The 18586-nt window shown below is 48.0% G+C and carries 20 protein-coding genes; 12 read left to right on the top strand and 8 right to left on the bottom strand.

From position 1 onward, the window contains the following. Nucleotides 1-79 precede the first annotated feature (79 nt). Nucleotides 80-598: a hypothetical protein gene (locus tag IC229_RS15110; protein ID WP_190887826.1), complete on the bottom strand. Its 519-nt coding sequence runs from the start codon at nt 596-598 to the stop codon at nt 80-82. Nucleotides 599-954: 356 nt separating this feature from the next. Here IC229_RS15110 and IC229_RS15105 point away from each other — a divergent pair, with 356 nt between their 5' ends. The 8 genes from IC229_RS15105 (at nt 955) to trmD (ending at nt 8108) form a co-directional block, all read left to right on the top strand. Continuing rightward, nucleotides 955-2268 carry a glycosyltransferase gene (locus IC229_RS15105; RefSeq protein ID WP_190887825.1) on the top strand — a complete coding sequence of 438 codons (1314 nt, stop codon included), beginning with the start codon at nt 955-957 and terminating at the stop codon, nt 2266-2268. 243 nt (nt 2269-2511) lie between these two features. Then, entirely contained in the window at nt 2512-3465 is a 954-nt protein-coding gene (locus IC229_RS15100) for an alpha/beta fold hydrolase (protein ID WP_190887824.1), read from the top strand. Between the two features lie 81 nt (nt 3466-3546). After that, entirely contained in the window at nt 3547-4137 is a 591-nt protein-coding gene (locus IC229_RS15095; RefSeq protein WP_190887823.1) for a Crp/Fnr family transcriptional regulator, read from the top strand. Between the two features lie 75 nt (nt 4138-4212). Then, nucleotides 4213-4800 carry an NAD(P)H-dependent oxidoreductase gene (locus IC229_RS15090; RefSeq protein WP_190887822.1) on the top strand — a complete coding sequence of 196 codons (588 nt, stop codon included), beginning with the start codon at nt 4213-4215 and terminating at the stop codon, nt 4798-4800. Nucleotides 4801-4896: 96 nt separating this feature from the next. Continuing rightward, the gene (locus IC229_RS15085) at nt 4897-5727 is read left to right on the top strand and encodes an alpha/beta fold hydrolase (protein WP_190887821.1); all 831 of its coding nucleotides are present in this window, start codon (nt 4897-4899) and stop codon (nt 5725-5727) included. Nucleotides 5728-5988: 261 nt separating this feature from the next. Then, entirely contained in the window at nt 5989-6738 is a 750-nt protein-coding gene (locus tag IC229_RS15080; protein ID WP_190887820.1) for a 30S ribosomal protein S16, read from the top strand. A 115-nt stretch (nt 6739-6853) separates the two neighbouring features. Continuing rightward, nucleotides 6854-7444: a ribosome maturation factor RimM gene (gene rimM / locus IC229_RS15075; RefSeq protein ID WP_190887819.1), complete on the top strand. Its 591-nt coding sequence runs from the start codon at nt 6854-6856 to the stop codon at nt 7442-7444. Continuing rightward, a complete protein-coding gene (gene trmD / locus IC229_RS15070) occupies nt 7434-8108 on the top strand; it encodes a tRNA (guanosine(37)-N1)-methyltransferase TrmD (RefSeq protein WP_190887818.1) in 675 nt (224 codons plus the stop codon). Before rimM ends, trmD begins: the two co-directional genes overlap by 11 nt. Nucleotides 8109-8126: 18 nt before the next feature. Here the strand turns inward: trmD and IC229_RS15065 are convergent, their stop codons facing one another. The 5 genes from IC229_RS15065 to IC229_RS15045 all read right to left on the bottom strand — a co-directional run bounded on the left by IC229_RS15065 (nt 8127) and on the right by IC229_RS15045 (nt 12889). Further along, the gene (locus IC229_RS15065) at nt 8127-8495 is read right to left on the bottom strand and encodes a hypothetical protein (RefSeq protein ID WP_190887817.1); all 369 of its coding nucleotides are present in this window, start codon (nt 8493-8495) and stop codon (nt 8127-8129) included. A 75-nt stretch (nt 8496-8570) separates the two neighbouring features. Continuing rightward, nucleotides 8571-10853, bottom strand: coding sequence for a transglycosylase domain-containing protein (locus IC229_RS15060; protein ID WP_190887816.1), 2283 nt, complete (start codon nt 10851-10853; stop codon nt 8571-8573). 120 nt (nt 10854-10973) lie between these two features. Next, entirely contained in the window at nt 10974-11426 is a 453-nt protein-coding gene (locus IC229_RS15055) for a GNAT family N-acetyltransferase (protein ID WP_190887815.1), read from the bottom strand. Nucleotides 11427-11472: 46 nt separating this feature from the next. Beyond that, nucleotides 11473-11829 (bottom strand): four helix bundle protein, encoded by a 357-nt coding sequence (locus IC229_RS15050; RefSeq protein WP_190887814.1) that lies wholly within the window; start codon nt 11827-11829, stop codon nt 11473-11475. 31 nt (nt 11830-11860) lie between these two features. Continuing rightward, the gene (locus IC229_RS15045; RefSeq protein WP_190887813.1) at nt 11861-12889 is read right to left on the bottom strand and encodes an RluA family pseudouridine synthase; all 1029 of its coding nucleotides are present in this window, start codon (nt 12887-12889) and stop codon (nt 11861-11863) included. A gap of 76 nt (nt 12890-12965) precedes the next feature. Between IC229_RS15045 and IC229_RS15040 the strand changes: the two genes are divergently transcribed. The 4 genes from IC229_RS15040 (at nt 12966) to IC229_RS15025 (ending at nt 16758) form a co-directional block, all read left to right on the top strand. Then, nucleotides 12966-13841 carry a 1-aminocyclopropane-1-carboxylate deaminase/D-cysteine desulfhydrase gene (locus tag IC229_RS15040; RefSeq protein WP_317171578.1) on the top strand — a complete coding sequence of 292 codons (876 nt, stop codon included), beginning with the start codon at nt 12966-12968 and terminating at the stop codon, nt 13839-13841. Nucleotides 13842-13876: 35 nt separating this feature from the next. Continuing rightward, nucleotides 13877-15145, top strand: a complete 1269-nt coding sequence (locus IC229_RS15035; RefSeq protein ID WP_190887812.1) for an acyl-CoA dehydrogenase family protein — start codon at nt 13877-13879, stop codon at nt 15143-15145. Between the two features lie 63 nt (nt 15146-15208). Further along, a complete protein-coding gene (locus tag IC229_RS15030) occupies nt 15209-16282 on the top strand; it encodes a phosphotransferase family protein (protein WP_190887811.1) in 1074 nt (357 codons plus the stop codon). Nucleotides 16283-16413: 131 nt separating this feature from the next. Next, entirely contained in the window at nt 16414-16758 is a 345-nt protein-coding gene (locus IC229_RS15025; protein WP_190887810.1) for a carboxymuconolactone decarboxylase family protein, read from the top strand. A 2-nt stretch (nt 16759-16760) separates the two neighbouring features. On the opposite strand, the gene IC229_RS15020 is transcribed toward IC229_RS15025, so the two are convergent. Both IC229_RS15020 and IC229_RS15015 read right to left on the bottom strand, forming a co-directional pair. After that, nucleotides 16761-17714, bottom strand: a complete 954-nt coding sequence (locus IC229_RS15020; protein WP_190887809.1) for an L-threonylcarbamoyladenylate synthase — start codon at nt 17712-17714, stop codon at nt 16761-16763. A 93-nt stretch (nt 17715-17807) separates the two neighbouring features. Further along, a complete protein-coding gene (locus IC229_RS15015) occupies nt 17808-18278 on the bottom strand; it encodes an FKBP-type peptidyl-prolyl cis-trans isomerase (protein WP_190887808.1) in 471 nt (156 codons plus the stop codon). Nucleotides 18279-18586 lie beyond the last annotated feature (308 nt).

Here is an 18586-nt window from a genome sequence, read left to right as displayed (position 1 = left end):
TGAAAGCGCGAAAGAATGAAAGAGCGTCCCGTTCTACACGCTCTTTCATTCTTTCGCGCTTTCACTCTTTACATCCCCACTACTGCGCCCGCCAGGTCATAACGAGCCGGAAGTCATCCGTGCTTCCCTGAGCGCTTACTTTTGCTTTTAAACCACTGGCCGATTCTTCCAGAATTTCCCATTCTGCTACGTTCTGTTTGGAATCAACCGTCGTGATCAGGCGAAGAATATGCGATTTGCCGTCATACGTCCACGTACCGGGTTTGCTATCGCTAGCCTGTTCGGAACCGTCGTTGCAGTTGTTCGAACCGCTGTTGCCCGACAATCGACCGCTTTTCTCGAAACGAATGGTGTTGTCCAGGTCGCAGGGACGCAGGTAAGGCAGCAGGTCTTTGTCCAGTTTGCCGTCGCCATCAATATCGATAAGCGGATCGGACGTAACAGCCGTGATACGTAGGTTTTTATCGACGAAAGCAGGTGCGCTGCCGCCATCGATAGGATTAACGATTTCCGTTTCTTTTTTGCAGGCAGTCATTGTCAATACAAGACCGAGCAGGCAAAGGCCAAATAAGCGGGTTGAGATAGAATACGTGTTCATGTCGTAGTTGTTGTTTTTAGAAAAAGAGGATGGTTCAGGCAGTGCTTTAGTGCGTTGCCGATTCAAAATTGGTGGGTTAGTGCCCGTTCAGAAAGGCGATGGCTGACGAACCGTAAGAAGTTATGGGCGAAGTGTAGAAAACGAACTATCAAGTGTATGTACTCTCTTTCGACTCGGAGAAATAGTTGATTCCAGCCTTAATAATGGCTCAAATGGCTAAAAGCGCCGGTTTAGGCGGGGCTTCAGGCAGTTCAGCGTGTAGAAGTGTCGCTTCGTCGTATCCGTGATTGATTGGCTGTATCAGAAAGCCTCACCTTTGCCGAGACCTTTCTGGAACAACTAAACAACAACTTACGATGACACCCCGAAAAATCCTCTTTGCAACCATGCCCATGGACGGGCATTTTAATCCGCTTACCGGCCTGGCCGTTCACCTCAAACAACAAGGTCATGATGTTCGCTGGTACACAGGCGGTTCGTATGCCGACCGGGCAGATCGGCTGGGAATTCCGGTCTACCCATTTCAAAAAGCCCGAGTCATTAATCAGGACAATCTGGACAAATTATTCCCGGAACGAACACAGATTAAAGGAGCTATCAACCGTATCCGGTTCGATATCAATAACGTATTCGTTCGTCCTATTCAGGACTATATGGTCGATTTGCGACAAATTCATCAGCTATTCTCTTTCGATCTGGTGGTGTGCGATATCGGATTTTCGGCTATTTCGGTTATGCAGCACGTCTTCGACGTACCGGTTGTGGTTATGGGTATTGTGCCGTTGCCACAGAGTTCCCGCGACTTGCCTCCTAACGGCATCGGCATGACGCCAGCAAAATCATGGATGGGCCGACACGTACAAAGTTTGCTACGTATGGTCGTGGGTCGAATGATGCGCCAATGCACCGATGTTTACAACGAAGTGATACGTCCATTTGGACTGCCGCCCGAAAAAGGATTGCTTTTCGATATTGCCGTGACGAAAGCTGATCGATACCTGCAAAGTGGTACGCCCGGTTTCGAGTACAAGCGTTCCGACATAAGCGAAAATGTTCATTTTGTTGGCCCGCTATTGCCGCATAAATCGGGTAATAAGCGTCCGTTCCGGCATGCGCAACTGGCTTGTACGTACCGGCGAGTGGTGCTGGTAACGCAGGGAACCGTCGAACGCGATCCCGGTAAAATTATCATCCCGACGCTCGAAGCCTTTAAAAACGAGAATGATACGTTAGTAATTGCCACCACAGGCGGTTCTCAGACGGCTGAACTACGTAGCAAATACCCTCAATCCAATATTATTATTGAAGACTTTATCGACTTCAACGCCGTGATGCCGTATGCGAGTGTTTTTGTCACCAACGGTGGTTACGGCGGAGTTCTGCTAAGTATCAAAAATGGCTTACCCATGGTCGTTGCAGGCGTTTATGAAGGGAAAAACGAAATTGCAGCTCGCCTGAGTCATTTTGGGTTAGGATTGCGATTGAATACGGAAACCCCCAAAGCAGGCAGCATTCGCCGGAGTGTTGAAGAGGTGTTGAGCAGTTCACAGTACCGCGATAACGTAGTAAACCTGGCTACGGAATTCACCCAGTATGATACGTTAGTCCTCTGCGAAAATCACCTGATGGACGTACTGGATAAGCACGAACAGGCACGTAGTATGGCGTAGGAAAGACAATAATCACCAGGAATTCCTTTAAACCCACCAGTTATTCATTCAGGCTGGTTCTGAGCGATAAATCAGCCAACCTTTGTATTGGTAGGAATTACTTTTGGGTAACTTGAGATCAGACTATTCCCCCGTAGAAAAAAGCAACGCTTATTCTACGGGGAATGACAAAAATTGCCGGGTTCTAATCTAAAAGCTAACGTTTACTTTGCTTCCTATTATTGAACAATCAACCAAGCTGTTATGCGAGTTATCGTTGCTGTTTTTGCCTTTTTAACGAGCATGCATTGTCTGCTAGCGCAAACGTTTCCTGATAGCCGAACCGATGGCAAATATTACACCGTCAACGGAGCTAAAATCTGGACAGTCAGCTTTGGGAAAGGGGAGCCCTTATTTATCATTCCGGGAGGTCCGGGTGGTGCGCATCCAGGTTTAAGACGGTTTGATTCGTTGCACACGAGCTGCACCCTCGTTTACTTTGATGGTTTCGGACGAGGAAAGTCGGATACGGCTAAACAGGTGAAAGAATATAGCCTGAAACGAGACATTGAAGACCTTGAAGGATTGCGAAAGGCAATGGGTTTTACCAAAATAAACGTTCTGGGTCATTCGTACGGTACTGTTGTCGCGCAGGGATACGCCATTCAATATCCACAAAATGTTAGCCATTTGCTCCTTTCCGCACCGTTTCACAGTAATGCGATGTGGCAGGAAAATGACGATAATTATAATAGAGAAATAAAGACCAATTACCCGGAGGTTTGGGATACGCTGATGGTGATCCGCAAACAAGGTTACAAGTCCAGTGATTCGCTGCATCAGGCGATCTATGGACGCGTACCGTATGAGTTTTTCTATACCTACAACCCCACACTTTTTACGGGTACCAGAAGCGCTCCCTACCCAAATAGATACAACACTAAATTGTATTATCAAATGGTGGGAAAAGATGGAGATTTTACCGTTGGCAGTGATATCGGAAGCTTCGATTATAGGAAAGACTTGAAAAAACTGCCTATGCCAATCCTGATTATGGCGGGCCGGTATGATCGGGTTGCTGTTCCCTGGATGATGGTGAAGTATAAAGAATATTGCCCTCAGGCGCAATTTGTGATGTTTGAACGTAGTGGTCATAATACGTTCGTTGAAGAACCAGCTAAAACATTCGAACTGATACGTGAATTCTTAAGCAAATAAAGAATCGGTGAATCGTTAGTAAATGTTTCTCATAAACGTTTACTAATCCGGGATATACTATGAGCAACCGATAGACCGAAAATGGAAGCACAAACAGAAATCTATCTAAAATCGGTTCGGGAAAATTGCCCTAACCTGACTGATTCTGAACTAGCTCAGTTTGCGGCTAAACTCACTGTTAACGAATTAAATAAGAAAGATTTTTTTATCCAGTCAGGTAAAATCCAGAAAGTGATTGGGTTTATAACGAAAGGATTGATCCGCGCTTTTTTTATTGACCAGGAAGGCAATGAACGAACGGTAGGCTTTTATGCTGAGGGCGATTATGCCACGCATTACCCCGCTTTTATTACGCAGAAACCCAGTCGCTACTCCATCCAATGTTTAGAACCAACGACCTTCGTTTGTCTTTCGTTTGACGACATGCAATGGATTTACCAACAGTCGCCAAACTTTGAAAAATACGGGCGAATCATCGCAGAAGAGGTTTTGAAGCGGCAACAGGAACGTATTGAAAGCTTCATATTTGAAACAGCCGAAGAGCGCTACCTCGAATTTATCAAACAACAACCAGGCCTGTTTAACAGAATCTCTCTGTCTCACCTTTGCAGCTATCTGGGTGTTGAACGTCAATCACTTACCCGAATTCGCCAGAAATTAGCGCATAAATAGTTTTTGACACATTTGTGTCAGTAACCCCTCTCCTCTATAGTCCACCTTTGCAGTGTCAATTAACTAGAAACTGCAATGGCAAGGAACATACTACTCATACTCGGGCATCCTTCAGAAAATTCTTTCTGCAAAGCGCTCCTGGAAGCCTACCAAAACGGTGCAGAACGGGCAGGAGCGACCTGCCGAACACTGTACCTATCCAAACTGAAATTTGATGTAAATCTGTCGGACGGCTATAAAACCGGAAACGCATTGGAGCTTGAAGAGGATCTGGTCGCTTCTCAGCAACTCATCCAATGGGCCGACCACGTAGTGATGGCTTATCCCAATTGGTGGGGTTTTATGCCTGCCATTGCTAAAGGGTTCATAGACAGACTCTTTCTGCCCGGTTTTGCCTTCAAACATCACTCCGGGAAAATCTTTCCTGAAAAACTTTTAACGGGAAAAAGCATCCGACTACTGGTCACGATGGATACGCCAACGTGGTGGTTCTACCTGATTTACAGAGCATCGCAGTACCAGATACTTAAACGTATCGTGTTCGGGTATGTGGGCTTCGATCCCATCCGGTTCTCCACCTTTGGATTCATCCGAAAATCAACCGACAGGCAACGTAGCAACTGGCTGCAAAAAGTCGAAGAATTAGGTGAACAGGCCCGATAACCCCCTTTTGTCAGCCAGTTGATAGCCACAGCTTTCCACTCGATTACCTACAAGTTTTTAACATTAATTATCTAACAATCAAATAGTTCAAACAAAATGAAAACTTCAGTTTCGTTGCTGTTATCAGCAGCAGTTGCCCTTTCGTCGTTGTCCTCATGTGCTAAAGAGGATGAAATTCCAGCCGCTACGTCAGCCACTTATGTTCTGGTTCATGGTGCATGGCAAGCCCCCTACGTTTGGGATGCGGTACGTTCCGATTTGATCATTAGTGGTCAAAAGGTACTTGTCGTAGAACTCCCGGGTCATGGCGCTGATAAAACGCCACCGCATACTTTGACCCTGGATACGTACCGGGATAAGGTTATCGAAGCAATGTCAAAAGTCGATGGTAAAGTTGTGCTGGTAGGACACAGCATGGGCGGCATGGTTATTACAAATGTGGCCGAGAAAGTCCCCACCAAAATCAGCAGACTGGTTTATATCGGTGCTTTCCTTCCGGCATCAGGGCAGGCACTTACGGATCTGGCCTTTTCTGACCCTGATTCAAAATTAGGTCCTGCATTAGTTCCCTCGGCCGATCAATTGATGCTTGATGTGAAACGTGAGGAACTGACCGCGCTCTTTATTAACGATGGATCACAAGCTGAAAAAGACCGGGTGATTGCCAATTATCGGGCTGAACCGGCCATTCCATTTACCAATAAGGTAACGCTGACCAAAGAAAATTTCGGTGCTGTAGAAAAGGTGTATATCAAAACCCTCCAGGACGTAGTGATTTCACCAAGTCTTCAGGACCGAATGATCGCCGGGGCAGGCATCAAAACGATTTATCAGGTTAATACGAGCCACTCGCCCTTCCTGGCTCAACCACGTGCCGTATCGGACCTATTGCTCAAAATTGGAAAAGGCATTAACGTAGTACCTTAAGGTAACGTGAATTATGGATTGAATAATCAAGTATATGTCTGATTTTCAACGTATTGATGACGATTGGATCGTCATCAATACGTTGGTAAGGAACGTAACGGTAAAAAAGCCCGTCTTATCGGCTTATAAACCGTTACGTTTATTTATAAAAAAGCCTTGTGGGATTATAAGCTTCGGTTAGGACGTAACGATTTTTTCCGTACCTTTGCGGCCACGTTTTACAGGGGGGATGCGTCCTCCATCAAAACCAAACAAGCACAAATGGCTGTTAAAATTCGTTTAGCGCGTCGCGGACGCAAGAAAATGGCGATGTACGACATCGTAGTGGCTGAATCAGTTTCTCCACGAGATGGCCGGTTTATCGAAAAAATCGGTACGTACAACCCCAACACCGACCCTTCGACGGTCGTATTGAAGTCGGAACGGGCTCTGTACTGGCTCATGGTAGGTGCTCAGCCGACCGATACCGCTCGTTCGGTATTGTCGCATGAAGGCATCATGTACCGTAAACATCTGCAAGTAGGTGTAAACAAGGGAGCTATCTCGCAGGATCAGGCCGATGAAAAATTCGAAACCTGGAAAGGCGACAAGGAAAATCGCAAAGCTGGCGCTGCCGACACCAAAGCACAAACCAAAGAACAAGCTCGTGCTGCTCGTCTGGAAGCTGAGAAAAAGGTGAACGACGCTCGTGCTGAAGCAATTGCCAAGAAAAACAAAGTTGAGGAGCCTGTAGTGGAAACTGCTGTAGTAGAAGCGCCAGTAGCTGAAGAAGCTCCAGCCGTTGAGGAAGCCGCCGTGGAAACTGCACCTGTTGTTGAAGAAACACCAGTAGTAACGGAAGCACCTGCTGCTGAAGAAACTGCTACTCCTGTAGCCGAAGCCCCCGCTGCTGAAGAGGCCGCTGTGGAAACTGCCCCCGCTGCTGAGGAAGTCGCAGCGGAAACTGCACCAGTAGCCGAAGCACCTGCTGAAGAAGCGCCTAAAGCTGAAGAAAAACCAGCTGCCGAATAGGTTCTGACGTACCGGCGACCCGGCAAAAAAACAACGAGCCCGTTCGCATTTGAACGGGCTTATTTTATTTACGCACTACGTTCTTCTATTAACGTAGTAACTCGTAATTAAGAATATGACAAAAGACGATTGCTATCAATTGGGTCACATCACCAAAACGCATGGCGTTAATGGTGAACTGGTGCTTTTTCTGGATGTAGATCAGCCTGACGAATATGCCGATCTCGAATCGGTGTTGCTGGAGGTAAAAGGCGAACTCATTCCGTATTTTATGGAGTCGATCGCAATCGTGAAAGGAAGCCGCGCTATTATTGCTTTTGAAGACGTTGATACCATCGAACAGGCTGAGCGGCTGATTGGCTGCGGAGCATTTCTGCCCCTTGACGAACTGGAGCCTATTACTGACGAAAGTCGATTTTATTTTCACGAGATCGTTGGTTATCAGATAGTTGATGCCAATTCGGGCGAGCTGGGTACTGTGCGGGGGGTGTATGCCATGAATGCGCAGGACCTGATTGCAATGGATTATCAGGGTAAAGAAGTCCTGATTCCGATTAACAGCGACATCGTTCGGACGATAGATCGGGCCAATCAGAAATTGAACGTAGTACTACCCGACGGTTTGCTGGAAATCTACATGGACGATACCAGTAATGATAAACCAGAAACGCACGGCGACGTAGCAGATGATACCGATGAGGATTGATATAATCACCTGCCTCCCCAAATTACTGGACAGTTTTTTTGCGCATTCGATTCTGCAACGGGCGCAACAGGGTGGGTACGTAACGGTCGCCGTACACGACCTGCGTGATTATACGCTCGACAAACACCGGCGCGTGGACGATTATGCCTTTGGTGGGGGCGCAGGCATGGTGATGCAGATTGAACCAATTGCCCGTTGTATCCGGTCGTTGCAGGCCGAACGTAGTTACGACGAGATCATTTACATGACACCCGACGGCGAAAGGCTGAATCAAAAAACGGCGAACACACTTTCGCTAGGTCAGAATCTGATTATACTTTGCGGTCATTACAAAGGCGTCGATGAGCGGGCGCGTGAACTGTTCATTACCAAAGAAATCAGTATTGGCGACTACGTATTGAGTGGGGGAGAGCTAGCGGCCTGTGTGCTGTCAGATGCTATTATTCGTCTGTTGCCCGGCGTCCTGAACGACGAAACCTCAGCGCTGACCGACTCGTTTCAGGATAACTTACTTGCTCCTCCCGTCTATACCCGCCCAGCCGAATTTGAAGGCCATCAGGTACCGGCTATTTTACTGTCCGGTCACGAAGCAAAAATTGATGAGTGGCGGTACGAACAGGCATTGGCCCGCACACAGGCCCGTCGTCCAGATTTATTGGAATAACCCAACGATTAAACGTACTCAATGCGGATGCGAACTTACGATTTTGCAGTCGCAGCGTTTGGTTTCGGCGGGTAACGTAACGGGTTTATCGAAAGTGCTTTGTGGAGATAGCGTGCGCGAGAACGTAGTGAATTTCTCCTTAATTACCTTGTCATTATCATCATAGGCGACAAGTTTCACCGATACGTCAGAATGCGTTCTAGACGAAAAATTCTTCACCACTACGTTCACCGTCGACGTAACCAATACGTTATCTACCTCCGAACAGTCAACACTTAGATCAATGGTTGATGGTGAAAATGAGGTGTTGTTACGTTGTGAAACAAAGTAGAGAATTACGCCACCGACAACAACAAGTATTAATAAGAGTTTAATTAATGATTTCATGTGTAATGCGGATTATCCATCCGCGATTGTCAGGATTATACTAAACGATACGTAGCACAGAAAGCTATTTCCTTTCTAATTATTCGAGCTTTCCTGTTGAGCTTTGGCTTCGCGTTCTCTTCGTTTTTGTTCACGTCGTTCCTGTCGGAGCTGTTTCCGTGTTTTAACCGTATCGGTAGGGGCTGGCTCGTTCGAAGGGATATTATTCTGCTGTGGTTCAGTGACTTGTTCGTTGTCGGGCTTCTCTTCGCTTTTCTTGCCTTTGAACAGGCGACGGAAGAAATTGCCAATACCAGTTCCTTCATCTTCATCAATTTCTTCAGTATTCGGATCTGGAAACAACAAATCAGGCTGGTATATCGAATCGATAGGAGTGACCTGCTGACGTAATCCTTCCCGAAGCCGGACATTATAAAAACCATAGGCTCCTGAATCGGGCGCCGTCAGACCACGTCGGGCCATGATACGTCCGATGAGCCTGAAATAGCCGCGTACATTCCTGGTCTGCAACGTACCATCGGGCAAAAACCAGTCGAGCGCCCGTTTCGGTCGAGGGACTACAAAAGCGAGAAAAATACTTTCGCCCAGGTCCAGATTGGCCGGACTTTTATCGAAATAATAGCGGGCTGCTTCTCCGATGCCGTATTTGTTACGTCCCCATTCAATGATGTTCAGGTAGACTTCATACATCCGGGATTTTGGCACAATGTGCTCATTTTCAATCAGCCAGACGATGAGAATTTCTTCGACTTTGCGCGAAAGTGTCTTGTTTCGATTCAGGAAAACGTTCTTCACCAACTGCATCGAAATCGTACTGGCGCCCCGTTTGAACGACTTCTCTTTAAAGTTTGTCGCAATAGATACCCGAAAGGCTTTTTCGTTAAAACCTTTATGTGTGAAGAAATTGTAATCTTCCGAGGTGAGCAGGGCGTTACGTAGGTCGGGCGAAATCTCCTCAAGCGGTGTATAATTCGGGTTTTCAGGCCCAACAATGATGTCACGGACGGGCTTCCCTTTTTCGTAAGGCGTATAAATAAAAGGACGATTTATAGATGAAAAATCGGTTTGCCCCATTCGTAGTATCTTAAAACCTTCGGAGGTCATACCCGAATTGAACTTAACTGAATCAGGCAGAGCAGTATCCAACTGAAACGACATATCATATTTCAGTTTACCTGCAACCTGCATTCCTTCCAATGATTCAAACAGGCCTTGTGGGAATGAATTGATCAGCGCCTGCGCGTCCATTGAGCCAGTATGTAGCTGTAATTCATATACTTTGTTGGAGACGGGCGTTTTGTCTGACGTGTTACGTACCGCTTTAACCTGGGGTGGCTCGTTGTTTTCGGAAAGGGTGTATTTCAAAAATGGCTTGGCACTAATCTGACCCAGATACAGTGTCGATGAACTATCGATTCCAATATAATTCTCACCTACGAACAAATTGGCGTCCATGGCAGCTCGCTTCACCAGTACGTCGGTGCGGGCAATGGCGGGGTGATTGATACGTAGATTCTGTACTGAACCGGCTCCCTCCAGGCGAAACTCTCCCTCCGAGCGATCTACATCACGAAGTTGTGCCCGTAACGTATCCGCCTGAACTTTAAGATTGTATTTTTTCTGGATATAGGGAATCTCAATCGGCTTTCCATCGGCATACAAAGCCAGGTCGTATTCACGGCTACGAGGATCGGCGGTACCTGCTACGTGCCAGGTTGCCTGATTGCCGTTGAGTTTTATGGTCGAAGTGACCGCTTCGTCTTCAATAAGAGCCGTTTGCGTCAGCAGGCTCAACGTATCATTGCTGTCCATCGCCCGAAATTCCAGATTTGTTACGTTCAGGTCGTCAGGAATTTTAGACAGAATATTATCGATCAGATTTTCAGCTACTTCCGATAAGTCAGCACGTCGTCCGTTTTCGCGTGGCGTTTCTTCAACCTGTGTTGAGTCACGTTGCCTGCGGAGCAAAAAATCGATGTTGGTCAGCGTATCGCGTTTAATTACCTGAATCAACCCATTTTCGAGCGTCATCCCCGATAACCCAATCTTTCCCGACAAAAGCGGCCAGAAGCGAACGGCCACTTCAACCCGCCCAATCCGTGCCAGGCTGTCGCGTTGTTCAGGAACAACCGAAATATTTGTGAACGCTACCGAACTGAGTCCTGTAAATCGGGCAGAACCGATACGTACGTCGAGTTTATAATCGCGCTTGGCCTTTTTGATAGCCCGTTCGAGGGTAGACTGAAGAAGTTTCTCCCGTTTGGAGTAGGCGATACCCGCTCCCACACAGGCAATTAAAAAGATACCTAAAAACACCCAGCCCGCAATTCGCAAGGCTTTCTGTTGACGATATGTCATGCTTTGTCACTATTCGCGAGCTACAAAGATAACGTTTTATGAGCATGGGGCATAGGGGTAAGGGCAGAGGGCAAAGGGAATAGGGTTAGTAACCCGTTACCCAACCCCCTTTTCCCTCTGCTAAAAATCAAGGTGGCAGTTTGTCCAGCCGTCGTCGAAGCGGGTGCCAAACTGTTTGTAGAAGCCGATGGCGGGTTCGTTCCAGTCGAGTACCTGCCACATCATGCCCGTGCAGTTGGTTTCGTGAGCCATCTCAACGGTGGCATCGAATAGCAGTTTGCCAACTCCATATCCGCGAAAGGATTCAGTAACAATGATATCTTCGAGATACAGGCGTTTTCCTTTCCAGGTCGAATACCGGAAAAAGTAAAGCGCCATGCCAACAATTCTTTTTGTCTCAGAATCTTCGGCCATGATCATACCATACAGCGGATTAGGGCCAAAACCATCTAAAGCCATTTGCTCAACCGTGTTGGAAACCTGATCGGCCGCCCTTTCATAAATGGCTAACTCCATAACTAATTCAAAGGCGTCGGGTGTATCTTCAAGGGTGCCGGGGCGGATGATGATCATTTTGGAATGATGAATGATGAATGATGAATGATGAATGAAATGCCTATTAGCGATTATTCTTTGCTGTAGGAATAATACTACGGATTAATTTTAACAATTCATCAGCATCGTGATACATACTGTCAAATTCATTGATTGTCAAGTAGTCTGTTTCTTTTAATAACTCAAGCCAGTAAATGGTTTCATCAGCTTCCTTCTGGGCCACGCCCATTTTGTGAATAAAATCAGCTTTACTTTCAGCGTTATTTCCTTCCCGGACGTTAGCACCAATTGAGGTACCCGAACGTAACATTTGTTTACTCAACGTGTATTCATGTTGGGTCTCCTTAAGGCGCTGATAGAGCCTTATAATACGTATTGCGAAACGGAAACTTTTCTCGAGAACAATATTATCTTTTTTCATTGCACGAGACATATTTTTTCGACAAAATTCATCATTCATCATTCATTCGTTTCCGCCATTTATTGAGCGCAGCCTGAAAATCGTCGGGTAATTCGGAGTTGAATTGGAGCCATTGCCTGGTTTTCGGATGGATGAAGCCTAGCGATTTGGCGTGTAGCGCCTGTCGGGGTAACAATTTGAACGCGTTTTCAACAAAGGCTTTGTAACTCCCCACCGGATTGCCTCGCAGAATTCGGTCGCCACCATACGTAGCGTCGTTGAACAGCGGGTGGCCGATGTGTTTCAGGTGTGCCCGAATCTGGTGCGTACGACCCGTTTCCAGATTGCATTGAAGCAACGTAACGTAGCGTAAATCGTCCAGCGTTTTATAGTGCGTAACGGCCCATTTGCCTTTAGTCTCTTCGTCGTAAATGGCCTGCACTTTTCGATCACGTACTGATCGGCCAATGTAGCCCGTAATGGTGCCATCTGGCGGATTTGGATTTCCCCACACGAGCGCATTATAGGTACGTTCGATAGTATGCTCGAAGAACTGCCGCGCCAGATGCGTCATGGCATATTCGGTTTTGGCAATCACCATCAGGCCCGATGTATCTTTATCAATACGGTGCACCAGCCCAGGACGAATGTCGCCGTTGCGGGACGTGGGCAGGTTCTGAAAATGATACACCAGTCCATTTACCAACGTACCATCCCAGTTGCCGTGCGCCGGGTGAACCACCATACCCGACGGCTTGTTGAGCACCAGCAAATCATCGTCCTCAAAAACGATATTGAGTGGAATATTTTCGGGTTTTACGTCCGTGTCGCGGGGCGGGTGCGGCAACGAAACTGTGATGACATCCAGCGGCTTAACCTTGTAGCTGGCCTTCGTTACGTTGCCATTCACCCGAACCGACTCTACGTCGATAGCGGCCTGGATTTTGGTTCGGGTGGCATTTTGCAGCCGGTCCATCAGGAAGCGGTCGATACGTAACAGCCCCTGGCCTTTATCGACCACAATGCGGTGATGTTCGTATAATTCTTCGTCTTCCGAAAATTCTTCGACTGCTTCGGTCATATTCGCTACGTTCTGAATAAGTTTGGCAAATTTACGGTAACATACGTAACGAAGGGCCGTTACAAACGACTACGTAGTGAATTTGACACCCAGCTCACCTTTACAATACATCGAAAATCCGTTTCCTGAGCCGGTAACTATTCGCCTGTATCTAAAGCGCGACGACCTGATTCATCCGCAGATTTCGGGGAATAAATGGCGCAAACTTAAATACAACCTGCTGGCGGCTCGTGAGCAGGGATTCACTACGTTGCTAACCTTCGGTGGGGCTTATTCCAATCATCTGTACGCTACAGGAGCAGCTGGTCAGGAGTTTGGTTTTCAGACGATTGGCGTTGTACGGGGTGAGGAGTTGGCCACGCGACCACGTAACGCTATGTTGGCTGCCTGTGAACATTTCGGTATGCGGCTGCATTTCGTTAGCCGGGCCGATTATCAACGTAAAGAAACGGCTGATTTTCAGGATAAATTAGAGGTACAGTTTGGTCCGTGCTACGTTCTACCCGAAGGCGGCACCAATGCGCTGGCGATACGTGGTACGTCGGAGATTTTACCTGAAATTATAGCGCAGTTGGGCTACGTACCCCCCTACGTTTGCTGCCCTGTGGGTACGGGCGGTACTGTAACTGGACTGGCGCAATCTGCATCTGAATCAACTGAAATTCTGGGCTTTATGAGTTTAAAAATTCCTGATTCGGACTCACCATCAACTTGGACACAAATCCGGGATTACCATTTTAGTGGTTACGCCAAAACTACACCCGAACTGCTTGAATTTATCCGATCTTTTGAGCGAAATACCAGCATTTTACTCGACCAGGTATATACCGGTAAAATGCTGTACGGCATCTACGATCTGGCCCGAAAAGGATATTTTTCAGCCGGAGCAACGGTTGTGGCGGTACATACGGGTGGCTTGCAGGGACGGAGCGCAGAGTTAGATAAGTCGTAAAACCAATCTCTCAAGAAATTCGATAACTTACCCACATGGAAACGATTTTCACCACCGAACGGGTGCGACCACTACTGGCGCAGGTTCGTGAATTTGTTCATTCTGAGTTGATTCCGCTCGAAACGGGTTTCTCGCATCATAAACTGGGCGAGATAATACCCGTGCTCGACCAGAAACGCGAACGGGTAAAAGCTGCTGGTTTGTGGGGGTTGCATCTGTCGAAGGAGGAAGGTGGACATGGCCTTACACTTTGCGAGTTTGGGCAGATTAGCGAAGTGCTGGCTCACGCGCCTTTCTTCGGGCACTACGTATTTGGCTGTCAGGCCCCCGATATTGGCAACACTGAACTGTTGCACAAATTTGCGTCTGATGAGTTGAAAGAGCGGTATCTGAAACCACTCATGGCGGGTGAAATCCGCTCCTGTTTTTCGATGACGGAACCTGATTTTGCCGGTTCAAATCCTACCCGCATGGCTACACTAGCTGTTCGGGAAGGAAATGAATATGTAATTAACGGTCGAAAATGGTTCACTTCTTCAGCCGATGGCGCTACGTTTGCGGTGGTAATGGCGGTCACAAATCCCGATGCGGTACCCCACCAGCGCGCCAGCATGATTATCGTTCCGACCAATACGCCAGGCTTCAACATAGAACGTAACATTCCTGTTTTTGGCGAAGCGGGCGAGGGCTGGTTCAGTCATTCCGAAGTAACGTATACCAATTGCCGGGTGCCGATATCGAACATCATTGCAGGCGAAGGAATGGGTTTTCGGCTGGCGCAGGAGCGGCTGGGGCCGGGGCGGATACATCACTGCATGCGCTGGATTGGCAACGCCGAAAAAGCCTTCGACCTGATGTGCAAACGAGCCGCCACTCGCGAAATTGAAGACAACGTAATGCTGGGCGAAAAGCAGTTTATTCAGGATTTTATTGCCGAAAGCCGGGCCGAAATTGATGCTTGTCGCTTATACGTGCTTAACACGGCGCACATGATTGATACAGTTGGTGTGGGTAATGTGCGGGAAGCAGTCTCAGCCATCAAGTTCTATGTTGCCAACGCCTTCCTGCGCGTACTTGATCGTGCAATACAGGTACACGGTGCGCTGGGTGTTACGGACGATACCGTACTGGCGGCTATGTACCGGCATGAGCGTGGGGCTCGCATCTGGGATGGTGCTGATGAAGTACACAAGCAGAATCTGGCCATCAGTATTCTGAAAAAATACGGCCTGGATATAAAACAGAAAGCAAAAGAATTGCGGCAGTTTCGGCAGATGATGGCCGCTGAACCGATTAATGGATAAGCTGAAATGAATAATGCAGAATGAAAAGTCAGATCGCTCATTGTACATTATCCATTGTTAATTATGATCTCACCCGATGCCCCCCGCCCGATTCGTCCGGGCGAAGAGATTGATATAGAAGTACTGAATACGTATCTGCGGCAGCACGTACCGGAAATAGAACAAGTGCTATCGGTACAGCAGTTTCCGGGTGGTTTCTCGAATCTGACGTATTGCCTGAAAACGGCGGATCAGGAATACGTGCTACGTCGGCCGCCGTTTGGCGCGAACATCAAAGGCGGGCACGATATGGGGCGTGAGTTTCGGGTGTTGTCGCTGCTGAAAGGAAATTACGACAAAATTCCGGAGCCGGTCGTCTATTGCGAATCGCCCGACGTACTGGGCGCCCCGTTTTACATCATGAAGCGGGTTTCGGGTATAATTCTGCGGGCGCCGATGGCTTCGAAACTGAATCTTCCTGAAGCCCTGATGCGCCAGTTATCCGAAGTTTTAGTCGATAATCTGGTCGAGATTCACGCCCTGGACATTCAGCAGACGGGATTAATTCAGCTGGGAAAACCTGATGGTTACGTTCAACGGCAGGTAGAGGGCTGGATTCGCCGGTATCAAACTGCCGAAACCGATTCAATTCCGGCCATGAATCAGGTAGGTGACTGGTTACGAGGAAATTATCCGCCCGAACAATCGCCAGCTTTTCTGCACAACGATTACAAATTCGACAACGTAGTACTGGCTCCTGATCCCACCACTGGCGAACCAACTCCATTTATTACCGGCGTGCTGGATTGGGAAATGGCGACCGTCGGTGATCCACTCATGGATTTGGGTGCTACGTTGGCGTACTGGTCGGAAGCGGGCGACAGTCCGGCGTATCGCAACTTCAATCTGACCTGGCTGCCCGGCAACCTCACTCGCCAGGACGTAGTGCGTCGTTATGCCGAACGTAGCGGACGCGACGTAACATCAATCCTGTTTTACTACGTCTTTGGTCTTTATAAAAATGCAGTGATTGCCCAGCAGATTTACGCCCGCTGGAAACAGGGCCACAGCCAGGACGCACGATTCGGCCACCTGTTGCCTATGATTATTGAACTGGCCGATAAAGCGGCTAATTCGATTGAGCGGGGAGAAATTTAACTGTGTAATGACGCCGTCTACTTGAATTCACATGAATAGAATGAAGGTAGATTCATTTGATTTTTCTACCTTGCTACACGTCATTATCAGTTGTTGGTGATGCTTATAAACCTTCTGTTTCCTACTCTCACATGACCGAATACCAAACACCAAAAGATCGCGCCTACGTTGAGACGCTTATCAAATCTGCTCCTAAAGAGGCTGCGGCATTCCTGAACCTCAAATATACGGCTGAACGAAAAGATGGGGTTATTCCGATAAAGTATCGGGAACTGATGTCTGTAGCTGTTGCGCTGACAACTCAATGTGCCTATTGCATTGAATCACATATTCAAAATGCAGTTGAGGCCGGGGCTACTCGCGAAGAAATCGCCGAAACCGTATTCATTGCGTCTGCGCTACGTGCGGGTGGGGCCGTTGGGAATGGTCTTATGGCTATGCGCCTTTTTGAAGAAATGAGCACAGAAAAAAGTTAAACTTATTCCTGTGCGCTTGCCCGGCGGAGTCGGTCGTTTATGGCCCAGCCCAGTCCCTGATTAGGTAAAGGTTCGGCGTAGATGATGTCGATTGGCAGGCTGTCTAAGGTACGTAAGTGAGCAAACAGGTTTTTAGCCGCTTCGTTTAAATCGCCGGTAGGGGATAGTGTACGCTGATAGTCAGCGTTTATGCCGCCAAATGGCTGCCGAAAAACAAGCGCTCCGGCCCGCGCATTCGGTTCGGGACTTTCGCCGGGTGCTAGTAAAAGTAACGGTTTACGGGGGGCATAGTGACTACTCAGCATGCCTGGTGCTTTCGGGTTCGACGTCGAATGGGTACGTACCGAAACCGGACCGATCACCTGCTCAATCTGCTCCAGCGCCATACCACCCAGCCGGTAAATAATAGCCTGATTCGCTTCGAAACCGACAATAGTTGATTCCAGACCAATTCCTGCTGAACCACCGTCCAGAATATAAGGTACCTGATCGCCTAATTGGTCAGCTACGTGTTGTGCCGTAGTCGGGCTGATGTAGCCGAACGGATTGGCACTCGGAGCGGCCAGCGGAAAATCGAGCGAACGTAGCAACGTCAGCGTCAGTGTATGATTCGGGATACGTACCGCCACCCTCGATAACCCCGACGTAACAAGATCGGAAATCAGGTCGCGTTTGGGAAGCAGCAGCGTTAGCGGCCCCGGCCAGAACATATCAGCCAGCTTTCGGGCAGATTCAGGAACCGACGTAACGAACTGATCCAGTTTTTCGAGGGAGTCGGTGTGAACGATGAGTGGGTCGAACGAAGGGCGGTTTTTGACCCGAAAAATGGTCAGAACAGCATCTGGATTCAACGCATTACCGGCAAGTCCGTAAACAGTTTCCGTAGGAATACCCACTACGTTGCCCGCTTCCAGAAATTCTTTGGCTGCCTGCCAGTCAGTACTAATTTGTGCCATGGGGGTAAAGGCATGGGGCAGAGGGTGTTGGGCAGAAGGTGAACCAATATTAACCTGTTTACCCTCTGCCCAACGCTCTCTGCCCCATGCTATTTAATGATGCGCTCCGCCAGGGCCGTGCACATGGCCGTGAGCCAGTTCATCGGGAGTTGCGTCGCGAACGGCGATAACTTCTACGTCGAAATGCAGCGACTCGCCGGCCAGCGGGTGATTTCCATCGACTATTATGAACTCAGGTTCCAGGCCAACAACGGAGATTATCTGCCCATCGTTGGCCTGGAACTGCATCCCCACTTCAACTGTCTGTCCACCAAAGGCTTTGCGGGGTACCCGTTCCGTTAAATTCGGGTCGCGTTTGCCATAGCCCTTTTCAGGAGATATCTCGACCTGAAAATGATCGCCGGGTTGGCGGCCCTCCAGACTTTCTTCCATACCCGGAATCAGGTTTTGCGCCCCGTGCAGGTAATACAGCGGATCGCGGCCCTGACTGGTGTCCAGAATGGTGCCATTGCTATCGCGAAGGGTATAGTGGATGGCAGCCACTGCGTCTTTCGAAATTGTCATGATTGATTGGTTTGAGGACTGCCTTTCGCGACAGCCCTTTACGTATTACAACAAGTGAGGATGCAAAGTTGCGTGAATTCTGGCAGAATTTTCGCTTGTAGTCTGGTTTGATGGTTCTTTTTGGGGGTCGGTTAATGAAGTAGTCTGCTAATGGATTCAAGTGAATTCATGGGAGGGAATTCTTTATAATGTACAAAACTTTAGACAAGGCTTATGTCAGTTTAAAATTTTTTTGATAATTTAAAGATTGTATCCAAAATACTAAAATAGAAAACTTATAGTATCCAAAAAATAAATTAAAAATCTAA

This window comes from Spirosoma profusum (assembly GCF_014699005.1).
GTDB classification, from domain to species: domain Bacteria; phylum Bacteroidota; class Bacteroidia; order Cytophagales; family Spirosomataceae; genus Spirosoma; species Spirosoma profusum.
Note: the sequence above shows the minus strand (reverse complement) of the source record. Positions and strands in the feature narration are given on the sequence as shown.

Coding starts and splice junctions, on each gene's coding strand:
- IC229_RS15090 (WP_190887822.1), top strand. CDS start 4,213: ATGGCAAGGAACATACTACTCATACTCGGGCATCCTTCAGAAAATTCT.
- IC229_RS15080 (WP_190887820.1), top strand. CDS start 5,989: ATGGCTGTTAAAATTCGTTTAGCGCGTCGCGGACGCAAGAAAATGGCG.
- IC229_RS15100 (WP_190887824.1), top strand. CDS start 2,512: ATGCGAGTTATCGTTGCTGTTTTTGCCTTTTTAACGAGCATGCATTGT.
- IC229_RS15110 (WP_190887826.1), bottom strand. CDS start 598: ATGAACACGTATTCTATCTCAACCCGCTTATTTGGCCTTTGCCTGCTC.
- IC229_RS15050 (WP_190887814.1), bottom strand. CDS start 11,829: ATGAAAAAAGATAATATTGTTCTCGAGAAAAGTTTCCGTTTCGCAATA.
- IC229_RS15015 (WP_190887808.1), bottom strand. CDS start 18,278: ATGACAATTTCGAAAGACGCAGTGGCTGCCATCCACTATACCCTTCGC.
- rimM (WP_190887819.1), top strand. CDS start 6,854: ATGACAAAAGACGATTGCTATCAATTGGGTCACATCACCAAAACGCAT.
- IC229_RS15085 (WP_190887821.1), top strand. CDS start 4,897: ATGAAAACTTCAGTTTCGTTGCTGTTATCAGCAGCAGTTGCCCTTTCG.
- IC229_RS15030 (WP_190887811.1), top strand. CDS start 15,209: ATGATCTCACCCGATGCCCCCCGCCCGATTCGTCCGGGCGAAGAGATT.
- IC229_RS15060 (WP_190887816.1), bottom strand. CDS start 10,853: ATGACATATCGTCAACAGAAAGCCTTGCGAATTGCGGGCTGGGTGTTT.
- IC229_RS15055 (WP_190887815.1), bottom strand. CDS start 11,426: ATGATCATCATCCGCCCCGGCACCCTTGAAGATACACCCGACGCCTTT.
- IC229_RS15020 (WP_190887809.1), bottom strand. CDS start 17,714: ATGGCACAAATTAGTACTGACTGGCAGGCAGCCAAAGAATTTCTGGAA.
- IC229_RS15105 (WP_190887825.1), top strand. CDS start 955: ATGACACCCCGAAAAATCCTCTTTGCAACCATGCCCATGGACGGGCAT.
- IC229_RS15045 (WP_190887813.1), bottom strand. CDS start 12,889: ATGACCGAAGCAGTCGAAGAATTTTCGGAAGACGAAGAATTATACGAA.
- IC229_RS15035 (WP_190887812.1), top strand. CDS start 13,877: ATGGAAACGATTTTCACCACCGAACGGGTGCGACCACTACTGGCGCAG.
- IC229_RS15065 (WP_190887817.1), bottom strand. CDS start 8,495: ATGAAATCATTAATTAAACTCTTATTAATACTTGTTGTTGTCGGTGGC.
- trmD (WP_190887818.1), top strand. CDS start 7,434: ATGAGGATTGATATAATCACCTGCCTCCCCAAATTACTGGACAGTTTT.
- IC229_RS15095 (WP_190887823.1), top strand. CDS start 3,547: ATGGAAGCACAAACAGAAATCTATCTAAAATCGGTTCGGGAAAATTGC.
- IC229_RS15025 (WP_190887810.1), top strand. CDS start 16,414: ATGACCGAATACCAAACACCAAAAGATCGCGCCTACGTTGAGACGCTT.